Annotated in this window: 5 protein-coding genes; 4 read left to right on the top strand and 1 reads right to left on the bottom strand. The window is 47.0% G+C overall.

What is annotated here, in order from left to right; all coding sequences use genetic code 11:
• The first annotated feature begins 224 nt into the window (after positions 1 to 224).
• The 4 genes from ACMUEV_RS02540 (at position 225) to ACMUEV_RS02555 (ending at position 11,922) form a co-directional block, all read left to right on the top strand.
• A complete protein-coding gene (locus tag ACMUEV_RS02540) occupies positions 225 to 2,864 on the top strand; it encodes a methyl-accepting chemotaxis protein (protein WP_017290866.1) in 2,640 nt (879 codons plus the stop codon).
• Positions 2,865 to 3,058: 194 nt separating this feature from the next.
• Positions 3,059 to 8,704, top strand: a complete 5,646-nt coding sequence (locus tag ACMUEV_RS02545) for a response regulator (RefSeq protein WP_190648436.1) — start codon at positions 3,059 to 3,061, stop codon at positions 8,702 to 8,704.
• Between the two features lie 625 nt (positions 8,705 to 9,329).
• A complete protein-coding gene (locus tag ACMUEV_RS02550) occupies positions 9,330 to 10,400 on the top strand; it encodes a glycosyltransferase family 4 protein (protein ID WP_190648434.1) in 1,071 nt (356 codons plus the stop codon).
• Between the two features lie 145 nt (positions 10,401 to 10,545).
• On the top strand, positions 10,546 to 11,922 hold the full coding sequence (locus ACMUEV_RS02555; protein ID WP_190648431.1) for a glycosyltransferase family 4 protein: 1,377 nt from the start codon (positions 10,546 to 10,548) through the stop codon (positions 11,920 to 11,922).
• 200 nt (positions 11,923 to 12,122) lie between these two features.
• Here the strand turns inward: ACMUEV_RS02555 and ACMUEV_RS02560 are convergent, their stop codons facing one another.
• The gene (locus ACMUEV_RS02560; RefSeq protein ID WP_277880201.1) at positions 12,123 to 12,257 is read right to left on the bottom strand and encodes a hypothetical protein; all 135 of its coding nucleotides are present in this window, start codon (positions 12,255 to 12,257) and stop codon (positions 12,123 to 12,125) included.
• Between the last annotated feature and the right edge of the window lie 12 nt (positions 12,258 to 12,269).

Below are 12,269 nucleotides of genomic sequence, written 5' to 3' on the forward strand. Positions count from 1 at the left end.
AGATCAATTTGTAGATTCTGTAAAGGAACAGGGGAACTATTTTGCAAAGGAAAGTTCCCTGAACGGTAAAGATTTATTTGCTGAGGGGGGAGGCGAAAACTTGAAATTTTTTTCGGTACATTTCGCCATACTAGGTCGCAGCATGTATTATTCTCACTTTACCCTAACTGCTCCTATTTTCAAATCCCGTTTTCAGAGCAGCACGTACTTGCAGGAGGAGGCATATGGCACGAGGAAATGAATTCGCTCAAGAATATCAGCAGGCAGAGCGCGCCTATATGCAGGGCAAGTATGAAGAAGCGGCTGGCATCGTCGATCGCTTAGTTGATAATTATCCTCAAGATCCTAGTGCTCGACTCTTACGGGGTCACATCTACTGCTATGGCTTACAAAAGTATGATGTGGCGCAAGAGCAATACCAGTCTGTTCTCGATCTCACCTCTGATCCAGAATTTGTTGATTACGCGAATAGTGGTCTGGCTTATGCGGGTCAATTTTCAGATAGCTCTGCCGATAGCTTTGCAGATACCAGTCTAGAAACAGATTATTCAGGATTTGACGAATCTGCTTATCTATCACAAGAATCTGCAAATTCACTGGATGACTTCGCATTCGATGACGATTTCAAAGCAACTACAGAAGAATCGTCGTCTTTTGGAAATCCCTTTGGCGCACAGCACAACGGTGATGGTTCAAAAGTTGGAGCTTCGATCGGGTTAGATGATCCGTTTGCAGTTTCAGCTTCATCGGATGCGCCGTTCTCAATGCAGGACGAATCCGTAGTGAGCCAAGACTTCTCGAATGCACTGGATGATTTTGATCAAGTCTTTGCCTCAGATGATGAGCCTTCGCACGGCAGCATGTCTACAGTTTCAACTGATCCAGGCATGTCCCAGGGAGACATGGCTGTTCCAATCAGTCGCGTTACAAGTCGGGATACCAGTGAAGAAACCTTGTTTATGGCGGCTCCGGGCTTCTATGATGAGCAAGCTGCAGCTGCATTCGAGATGCCAACTGAGCAGAACAAATTTGCGCCGATCTACGATGAGCCGCAAAACGGCAGTCGAAATCATCCGGTCTCAACGCCAGGCAATCAAAGCAATGTTGATTTCCTAGACGATTTTGAAGACTTTGATGATCTGGGAAATCTTTCAGATTTTGATCTATCTGAGGATTCAGCCGGATTTACCAGTCCTTCGATTGGAAGTGCGTTTGGATTCAATTCAAATATGTCCGCTGCTTCGGACAGCGCTGAAGTTGATTTTGGGCAAGGTTCGGATTTTGCACCTTCTAATAGAGATGGTTCAGCCTTCCAGGATGATGAACTTTTCAGCATGTCCAGCACAACTGAACAGGTCCCAAGTTTTACGACTCAATTAGATGTTCCAAGTTCAGAACCGACTCCGACTGTTGAACAAGGTTGGTTAGCTCCACTTGAGAATGCTTCATTCGCAACTAAGCAGTTGATTGCTGCTGGAGCTGCTGGGATTGTCTCAGCAGTAGCGGTTGCAGTGGTTAGCTTTGTCGCTTCCAATCAGGCGGCTCAAAACAATAATGGAGCTGTTGTTTCTCAGCTGCGCACAACTGGGATTGTGATGGCTCTGGCGAGTGGTGTTTGCGGTGGTGGTGCAGCATTTGCGGTCGGTCAAATGACTGCTCGGCATATGAAGCGATCGACCGATGACCTCAAAGCCCAATTTGATTCGGTCTGTCAGGGCAATCTTCAAGCACGGGCTACTGTTTTTGCAGAAGATGAGCTTGGTCAACTCTCGACCAACTTTAACCAAATGACTCGTGTGATTCTGACTACGACCAGCGAGGCGCAACGTAAGGCAGAAGAACAAGAGCAAGCGAAAGAAGATTTACAGCGCCAGGTGATTCGCTTACTCGATGATGTAGAAGGTGCGGCTCGCGGTGATTTGACGGTACAAGCAGAGGTTACTGCTGACGTCCTTGGAGCGGTTGCTGACTCATTCAACTTAACCATTCAGAACCTGCGTGAAATCGTTCAACAGGTAAAACAAGCTGCACGTCAGGTCAGTAAGGGTTCCACGGAAAATGAGATGTTCGCTCGCAGTTTGTCTTCTGACGCATTGCGTCAAGCTGAAGAACTCGCGGTAACCCTGAACTCTGTACAGGTGATGACCAACTCAATTCAGCGTGTAGCAGAGAGCGCTCGTGAAGCCGAAGAAGTCGCAAGAACTGCGTCTTCGACTGCCTTGAAGGGCGGTGAAGCGGTAGAACGTACTGTGGCTGGTATTCTCGAAATTCGAGAAACAGTGGCAGAAACGACGCGTAAAGTTAAACGACTCGCGGAATCTTCGCAAGAGATTTCTAAGATTGTTGCCTTAATTTCGCAGATTGCGTCTCGAACCAATCTTCTTGCATTGAACGCCAGTATTGAGGCAGCAAGAGCAGGAGAAGCAGGACGAGGATTTGCAATCGTTGCAGATGAAGTTCGACAGTTAGCAGACCGAGCCGCAAAAGCGTCGAAAGAGATTGAACAAATCGTATTACAGATTCAAGGTGAAACTGGATCAGTAATGACCGCGATGGAAGAAGGAACTCAACAAGTTATCGAGGGAACCCGGCTCGCTGAACAAGCGAAGCGCTCACTCGAAGACATTATTCAAGTATCGAGCGTCATTGACACACTTGTGAGATCAATTACCGCCGATACGGTTGAGCAGACCGAAACTTCACGGAATGTCGCTCAAGTGATGCAATCCGTGGAATTGACTGCACAAGAGACTTCGCAAGAAGCTCAACGCGTGTCAGGATCACTGCAAAACCTAGTAGGGGTTGCGCGTGACTTGCTAACGTCGGTAGAACGATTCCGGGTAGAAACTGTTGATCGGAAGTAAAAACGATTCTGCACAATCATTTTTGTGCCAGATCGAATAACTTCCAGTACAGTAAAGCCAATTGTACGGAGTGTTCTCACCTTGGTGGAACGCCACCCCAACTGAGATGACTTTTTCATTCTCATTGGTCATTTTCATCCCAGAGGCTCAACCAGTCTCAACGGAGATTACTCATCTACAGAAAGGACAGTGTGATGCAGCCGGAACAACAGCAGCGAATCATGGGCTACTTTATTGAGGAGGCAAAAGACCATCTCAATACGATCGAGCAGGGTTTGCTGAATCTGCAAGACACCATGACAGACCCAGAAATGGTAAATGAGGTCTTCCGAGCGGCACACTCGGTGAAAGGTGGTGCGGCGATGTTGGGCTTGAACAGCATTCAGAAGACCGCCCATCGGTTGGAGGATTACTTCAAAACCTTAAAGGAAACGCCCACAATTCAGTCTGATCAAAAGCTAGAGACGCTCTTGTTAAAGGTGTTTGATACGCTAAAAGAGCATTTAGAACAACTGCAAATGCCGACTGGGTTGGATGAGGATGAGGCACAAGCAGCGCTGGTCACGTTGGAACCTGTCTTTTCGGAAGTTGAATCACATCTAGCGCAATTAGAACGCAAGGCATCGGCAGGTTCGAGTAAGGGAACGGTGATTCAAGCTGAGAGTGTTTTGCAAGATAATGCTCTACTGTTGATTTTCCAAAACGATGTTCCAGCGCAATTGCGGGAAATGCTGCAAATCTTCCGGCAAGCAGAGACAAATCTGGATGCACGAGTTCGCTTACAGGAAATTTGTGCGGGCTTGAAAGGACTTGGAGAAGCATTTGGATTGGCGAACTGGAGTCAGCTGATTGAAACAGCCAGTCAAGCGATCGGTAATTCTCAGAATGCATACCGAGACCTGGCACCACTTGTGATTACTGAGATCAAGTTGGCACAGGGGCTGGTGTTAGCAGGACGAGAAAAAGAGATTGCACCGAGCCATGCTTTACAGGCAATGGCTCCGGCTACGGCTGAAACGGCTGAAACAGATCTAGAATTGGCAGACTTCTTTGCGATCGCCAACACAGAGAGTTCAGAAGAGCTAGACTTCTCTGGCTTAGATTTTGCAACAACCTCTACGGATGCTGCGGATGATCTGAGCTTGGATGATATGTTTGCTGCATCAGATGCGGAAACAGATGACTTGAGCGCATCGAATCTGGATGAAATGTTCGATCTAGCAGTATCTGATAGTGTAAGTGCCTCGGATGATCTGAAGTTAGATGGCATATTGGATTTATCAGCGTTAGATGATCTCCCATCTGAAGAAGTTCTTTCTTTCGATGGCAATGGCGCTGATATGGGAATGGACGAACTCAATAGTCTTGCTGACCTATTTGAAGGTGAAACGCCGGATCTGGGAGCAACTTGGCAGCAGGAAGAAGTCATTGATCTAGAAGTAACTTCTTTTGAGGCGAATCATTCGGAAAGTCATAGTTTTGGCAGTATGTTCTCTGAAGCATCTGAAGAGTTCGGTTCAGATGATTTAGCAGAACTGTTGAGTGGAGAAGCGTCAGATTTAGGAAGTGCTCTATCATCTGAGGCGGCTGATGAGTTTGAATTGCCTGATTTTTCTGACGATATTACTGAATTTGGAGTGCCTCCTACGCCGATCGAAGATCAAGCCATCGATAATCTAGGTTTGGATGAGCTAGACAGTTTGGATTTAGTAGCAGAGAGTAATTTACCTGTGAGTGGGTTTGAAGAAGCTGAAGGCTCTTTAGACAACCTAGGTGAGCTATTTGCAGGACTAGATGATAACGATTTAGGATTGGCTGCTGCAGGCGAATCTGCTGTAGAAGAAGCGCTTACATTCGATTCTGCTGATTTAGAAAATATCTTTGAAGAAAATCCGTCTGATGGACTGAATCTTAACGAATTTGAGATTGAACCTGCTGAAGAAGATGTCTCAACGAATACACCTGCTGAATCTCTGGAAGTAGGTTCAGCAGCAGTGCTATCACCTAATACGTGGGATAGTTTGGATCTAGAGATAAATTCCGACGATTTTCTGGTTGAAACAGAAATTCTCAATGGTCAAGCTGATGCAGAGCAGCTTTTCGATGAGAACGAGTTGGAACTAGGTGGGCTTGAAGATTTAGAACTTGAAGATCTGAATTTGGGACTAGATGACTCAGAAACTCTCAATGGTCAAGCCGCTGCTTCACAGCTTCTTGATGACTCAGATTTCGGGCTTGATGGCTTTGAAGATGCGGGATTAGAAGATTTAGAATTGGGACTAGATGCTTCGGAAGACGCGGGATTAGAAGATTTAGAATTGGGACTAGATGCTTCGGAAGACGCTGTTCTTAATTCTCTCTTTTCTGAAGAATCAGCAGAGGGAGACTCGATCAAAGATTTGGCACTCGAATCACAGTCATCTCTGTCTGAAGACTTTCAGTTGGGTGAATTGCTCAGTGAATCAGACTTCAACCAAAACGGTTCAGCTGTTTCTAAATTGGATGAGTTAGGTTTTGAGCATGAGGGCGATCTGAATCTTGATGGATTGGATCAGCTTGGCATTGAAGAAGATAATCTCTTTGAAGCAACGAACAACTTTTCTGCATCCAACGATGTACTTGCAGATCTCTTGGATTTCTCTTCAGATGAGGCTGAGCTAGAAGCGGAACTTAATCTTGAGAGTTCATCGTCGATCGATGCAGAGGATGCTCTTGCCGATTTGTTAAATTTCTCAAGCACAGAGCCAGATTTTGATGAAGAATTAGGACTTGCCGATGAAGCCCCAGGAACATCAGCAGATCCTCTTTCTGATCTGCTTGACTTCGATGCTGAGCTAGAAAATCTCAACGGCGTAGCGGCAAGAGATGAGGTGGAACTGCTTGACTTTGCAACAGATGATTTATCTCTAGAGTCTGAATCAGAAGAGTCTGAATCAGAGTTACACAACGGTTCCATTTCAGATGCAGACGATGCAGTTGCAGATTTACTTGACTTTTCATTTGAAACTGGTGCTGAAGAACCTTCTGCATCCGCTGATGAAAATCTGTTTGATTTGGATACACTGATTGGTTCTGACTTCTCTGAATTAGCTGACGAATCTTCAGCAGTCGAATTAGAGAGCACTTCAGATTTTGACTTGGGATTTAGTGAAGATTTAGAGGCATTCGCTGATGAATCTCCGGCAGTCGAGTTAGAAAATATTTCGGACTTTGACTTGGGATTTAGTGAAGCTTTAGTGACTGAGCCTCAAGATGATTTTGCCGACCTCAGTTTGGATTTATTCGGGGCAGAGGTACAGGGTCAAGCAGCAGAGGAAATTCAGCCAAGTCTGACAGATAATCTGGAGTTGGGCGATTTTGAGTCTGGAGATGGAATTGAGCCTGATGATCTAGATGCATTGTTGAACGAAACAGAGAGCGATGCAGATGCTGACTTAAATTCGCTGTTGGGAGTTGGAATTGGAACCGCCGCGATCGCAACAGGGTTAGGGGTTGGCATGGCTGCGATGAACTCTCAGCCCGAAACGCCAGCATCACAAGACGAATTAGATGAACTTGATAGTCTGTTAGACTCAGATGATGAGCTGGATGCGTTGTTAGGTGAAACATCGAATGAGCTTGATGATCTTGACTCGCTCTTAGATGAGCCTTTATCGAACGAAGCTGCAGCAGGAGAGAATTTTGATGATCTCGAATCTCTACTCGCAGATGCACCAGAAGTGACCTCTCCGCAAACTAGCGTTGTTGCAAGTCATGCAGATGATGCAGAATTCGGCGACTTGGAGAAAATGCTTGAAGAAGCTGACCAAACGATGGGCGGTTCTCCAGCGAATCGGGCAGCAGTAACTCCAGGGCGGCGTTCTCCTCGTGCTGCAAAAGGCTTTAGTGAGCAAACGATGCGGGTTCCGATCAAGCATCTCGATAACCTGAGCAATTTGGTTGGGGAACTCGTTGTTAATCGAAACAGCTTGGAGCAAGACCAAGAACGTTTGCGGCAATCGCTGGATAATTTGTTGTACCAGGTGCAGCAATTAAGTGATGTTGGTCAACGGATGCAGGACTTGTATGAGCGATCGCTGCTTGAGAGTTCACTGCTTGCAAGTCGTCAAAATCATCGCGTTCCCTTTGGTGGTTCAGAACGCAATGGCGGCAATGGACATTCGACAGGGGTTGAGTATGACCCATTAGAAATGGATCGTTTCACCGGATTTCACTCGCTCTCGCAAGAGATGATTGAGTTAATCGTGAGAGTTCGAGAGTCTTCTTCTGACATCGAGTTTATTGTCGATGAAGCAGATCAAGTGACTCGAATGTTCCGGCAGGTGACGACCCAGTTACAAGAAGGATTAACACGATCGCGAATGGTTCCGTTTGCTCAAACGGCGGATCGGTTGCCTCGTGCGGTTCGAGATATCGCGATGAAGTGTGGAAAGCAAGCTGAGCTTGTAATTGAAGGGCGCGATACCTTGATTGACAAAATGATTCTGGAGCATTTATATGACCCAATGACTCATTTGGTGAACAACGCAATCACCCACGGTATCGAAGATCCTGAAGTTCGTCGTGCAGCAGGAAAGTCGCCGACAGGCCGGATTACGATTCGGGCATTCCACCAAGGAAATCAGACGGTGATTTCTGTGTCTGATGACGGAGCAGGGGTAGACGTGGAACGGGTCAGATCGAAAGCGATCGAGAAAGGTTTGATCACGCCCGCAGAAGCGAAGAATGCGTCTCGTTTGGACATTTATGATCTGCTGTTCCATCCAGGATTTAGTACGAAAGATCAAGCGGATGACTTCTCAGGTCGCGGTGTTGGCATGGACGTGGTTCGTACCAGTCTCAGTGAGATTCGGGGTGCGATCAGTACAGATTCGGGGCAAGGCAAAGGCACGACCTTTACGATTCGCTTACCGCTAACGTTGAGTATTTCTAAAGCGCTCTGTTGTATTAGCGATCGCGCTCGGATTGCATTCCCAATGGATGGGGTCGAAGATATGCTCGATCTCCCGAAAGAGCGGCTTCAAACGGACGCAGAAGGGAATCCCTGTATCAGCTGGCGTGATACATTGCTGCCGGTAAGACCCTTGAAAGATTTGCTGGGATATAACCGTCATCTTAGCCGTGGTAATGTATACGGCGGAAATCAGGAAGACGATATGGTTTCGATTGTCATTTTGAGAAGTGCCGGAAATTATTTGGCGCTGCAAGTCGATCAGGTGTTGGGTGAGCAAGAAATTGTAATCAAGCAACTTGAAGGTCCTGTACCCAAACCAATTGGAGTTGCAGGTGCGACTGTGCTTGGGGATGGGCGGATTATGCCGATTGCGGATGTCTTGGAACTGATTGACTTATCTGTAGGTCGAATTCGTCGCGATGCTGGCTCCATGTGGGAGCAGGGAGCGGGTCAGCCTGTTGTTGAGACAGTTGCGAAGACTGAGCCGATGGTGCTGATTGTCGATGACTCGATTACGGTACGTGAGTTATTGTCGATGACATTTAATAAAGTCGGATATCGGGTGGAACAAGCCCGCGACGGTCAGGAAGCGTGGGAAAAACTCAGATCAGGGTTGCCGTGCGATATTGTATTCTGCGATATCGAAATGCCGCGAATGGACGGATTAGAGTTGCTGTCTCGGATTCAAAAAGATCCGAACTTGGCGAATTTGCCAATCGCAATGCTCACCTCGCGTGGTGCAGACCGACATCGCCAAATGGCAGCATCTCTGGGCGCAAGTGGCTATTTTACAAAGCCTTACCTGGAAGAAGCACTGCTGGATGCGGCGCAGCGGATGTTAAAAGGAGAAGTTTTAATTTCTGCTAATCATTCTGGGAACAGTTAGGACAAATTTGCTTCTAAACCTTCAAGGCGGAACTTTAGGTTCCGCTATTTTTATGAAGTTTTAGACTTGTCCCAAAAAAAGCCGAAATCTGTCGATCGGTAGAGCCTTTTTTGCGATAACCTACAAATCTAGGTCTAAATCTATAGATTTCATGTAGATTTCTCCGAATAGATACTTCCCTACAAAACTTTACATATTTTAATTTTTGGTAGGAAAAGTTACAGGCAGGCTCATTTTTAACGAGTTTGCATTGCGTTTGTGAAGGGCAGGATTTCGCGATATCCGAACACCGAGGTAGCAAGCGATTACGGAGGCGACTATAACCCTGCTGTAGCGTCATATAGAGATGGATCAGGAATAGACTAGGAATTAGACGGAAATGGCAGTTCGAGAGCTGCAGGAATGCGAGTTTCAGTAAGTAAAAATGCTGAGCGCATCTCGTAGTATTCACGTAGTATTTTCGTGAGCAAGGTGGTATTTCTCACGCTGTCAAGTCGAAATGCCCGTCTTGGCAAATTGCAAAATTTACATTAAATCTGACTTAGCTCTCCTAGGAAGCAAGAAAAGAGAGTCTCTGCTAAAGGTGTGAGGCGACCAAATTGTTTGACCTTGTAGGAGGTTTTGTATGCGGATTGCTCAAGTTACCCCGTTGTGGGAGCGTGTTCCTCCCCCAGCGTACGGTGGCATTGAATTAGTCGTGAGCCTGTTGACGGATGAGCTAGTACGTCGAGGTCATGAAGTCACATTATTCGCGACGGGGGACTCGATTACCTTGGCGCAATTAGAATCGGTGCATCCTCGCGCAATTCGGAATGATCCGACGGTGAAGGAGTACCAAATCTATGAAACGATGCAGCTCGGCAACGTTTATCAACGTGCCCACGAGTTTGATGTTATTCATTCTCACATGGGTTGCCCAGCTTTACCCTACGCACAATTAGTGAAAACGCCGACGGTTCATACGCTACATGGCACATTTACTTCGGATACATCAAAGGCATATGCGTATGCTCGATCTCAGCCTTACGTGAGTATCTCAGATGCTCAGCGCGAACCCAGCCTAAATATGAACTGTGTCGCAACGGTTTATAATGGGATTGATGTCGATAGTTACAAGTTTTACGCAGAACCGAGTGATCCGCCTTACTTAGCGTTTCTTGGTCGGTTGTCGCCAGAAAAGGGTCCGCATCACGCGATCGAGATTGCGAAGCGCACCGGAATGCGGTTGAAGATGGCTGGAAAGGTCGATATCGTCGATCAAGAGTTTTACGAAGAGGTGCTTTTACCGCAGATTGATGGTGAACAGATTCAATATCTGGGTGAGGCGAATCACGTTCAGAAGAATACGCTCATGGGTGAGGCCGTGGCGACGCTCTTCCCGATCACTTGGAGAGAGCCGTTTGGGTTAGTGATGGTCGAGTCGATGGCGGCTGGAACTCCAGTGATCGCAATGCGATTGGGTTCGGCTCCAGAAGTGATTCGAGATGGAAAGACGGGATTTTTGTGTGAGACAGTGGATGAGTGTGTTGCGGCTTTGGATCGGGTAGCAGAGATCGATCGAGCGGTGTGTCGTCAGCATGTGATTGAGAATTTCAGCGTCCAGCGGATGACGGATGGATACGAAGCGGTGTACCGCCAGTTGCTAGGAGAGCGGCTGTTTCAGGTTAATGGCAAAGTGTTGAGCAAGTTCAAGTAGCAAAATTGCGAATCTGAAAGGGAAGGGGTTTTAAGGTAGGGACGAGGAAGTAGGGGGCTAGAGAAAAGTGTTTCTTCCCATCTCCTCACTTCTTACCTTCTCACTCTCCTCGCTTGTGCTGTTTAGATTTGTTGAGGTGGAATTTATGGTTATCAGTCCTGAGAAAAATTTAAAGTCTTCGATCCAGAAGGCTCCAAGACAGTCGATCGCGTTAATTTCGGAACATGGTGATCCGGCGGCTGAGATTGGTCGGGAAGAGGCAGGTGGTCAGAATGTCTATGTTCGCCAAGTAGGAGAGGCTCTGTCTCGCTTGGGTTGGCAGGTGGACATGTTTACTCGCAAGGCAAGTCCGGATGATGCAACGATCGTGCAACATAATCCGCATTGTCGAACCATTCGATTGAAAGCGGGTGCAGAAGAGTTTGTACCGCGCGATCAATTGTTTGAGTTTATGCCGGAGTTTGTCGAGTCATTTCTCAAGTACCAAGCCAAGCAGAATTATCCGTTGATTCATACGAATTATTGGATGTCGGCTTGGGTGGGGTTAGAAGTTCAAAAAACACATAATGTTGAGCTTATTCACACCTATCATTCGTTAGGTGCAGTGAAATATCAGTCGGTTCCGAATCGCCCGACGATCGCGGAAACCCGCTTAGCAGTTGAAAAACAAATTTTAGAACAGGCTCGGTGTATCGTTGCGACGAGTCCGCAAGAAGAAATGATGCTGCGATCGCTCGTGTCTGATGCAGGGCGGATTGAAGTCATTCCTTGTGGGACGGACTTAAAGCGATTTCATGTGATTCCGAAGTTGGATGCTCGCAAGGAATTGGGATTAAAGCCGACTGATGAAGTGGTGCTGTATGTCGGACGATTTGATCCGAGGAAGGGAATTGAAACCTTAGTTAGAGCGTTTGCCTTGATTCATCATAGTTCGGCTGATCCGTCGAATTTAAAGCTGGTTATTGTTGGAGGAAGCGCAGCAGATAAGCTGGATGGAGACGAACGCCAACGGATTGAACAACTCGTGGCTGACTTGGGAATTGCTGAAAATGTGATTTTTGCGGGACGTGTGGGTCACGATCGCTTGCCGCTTTATTACACGGCGGCGGATGTGTGTGCGATTCCGAGCCATTATGAGCCGTTTGGATTGGTCGCGATCGAGGCGATGGCGTGCGGGACTCCTGTCGTGGCTTCGGATGTCGGTGGGTTGAAGTTTACGGTGGTTCCGGGTGAGACGGGCTTGCTCGTTCCGCCTCAAGATACGGCGGCATTTGCGGAAGCGATCGGTCGGATTTTGGATGATGAACTGTGGGCGAGAAAATTACGCAAACGGGCTTCGGAACGGGTGCAGCAGAATTTTAGCTGGACTGGGGTTTCGGCACAGTTGAGTGATTTATATCGTCGGTCGTTGGCAGAGTCGATTATGGGAGATGGAGTGATTTTAGCTCCTCGCAAGGTCGCTTATTCCAGAGTCAATACGATTCCAGCGAAGAGTTTGACGAATTTGACGAAGGTGTCGTAGAGGTATTTAGCTCGATTAGAGTGAGCATCTGGCAATCTTCAGTTCTACCGATTAAAACATTGAGGATGAGATCGAATTCGGCGGAATGAAGATTGTCTGATAGTTCAAATCAGGTAATAGCAACTTGGTATATAGCAACTTGGTATGTCGCGACAGTCATCAGCCCTGCTATTCCAGTCGATCGATAATTGTCGTGACAACTACAATCGAAACTCATCTGCGATCGCTTGTCGCAGAGCAGGGCTGATGACTGGTCTACCGCCAATGTGACTATCGTTGAATAGATCTGATTTCAACTCACCGAAACATTCAAGTTGAACATCGCGGTGATACATCACTGAACTTCA

The organism is Leptolyngbya sp. FACHB-1624 (genome assembly GCF_047649235.1).
In the GTDB taxonomy this organism is placed as follows: domain Bacteria; phylum Cyanobacteriota; class Cyanobacteriia; order Leptolyngbyales; family Leptolyngbyaceae; genus Leptolyngbya; species Leptolyngbya boryana.

Bases quoted from the DNA above. Each gene is read 5' to 3' on its own strand.
- ACMUEV_RS02540 (WP_017290866.1), top strand. From the start codon at position 225: ATGGCACGAGGAAATGAATTCGCTCAAGAATATCAGCAGGCAGAGCGC.
- ACMUEV_RS02545 (WP_190648436.1), top strand. From the start codon at position 3,059: ATGCAGCCGGAACAACAGCAGCGAATCATGGGCTACTTTATTGAGGAG.
- ACMUEV_RS02550 (WP_190648434.1), top strand. From the start codon at position 9,330: ATGCGGATTGCTCAAGTTACCCCGTTGTGGGAGCGTGTTCCTCCCCCA.
- ACMUEV_RS02555 (WP_190648431.1), top strand. From the start codon at position 10,546: ATGGTTATCAGTCCTGAGAAAAATTTAAAGTCTTCGATCCAGAAGGCT.
- ACMUEV_RS02560 (WP_277880201.1), bottom strand. From the start codon at position 12,257: ATGTATCACCGCGATGTTCAACTTGAATGTTTCGGTGAGTTGAAATCA.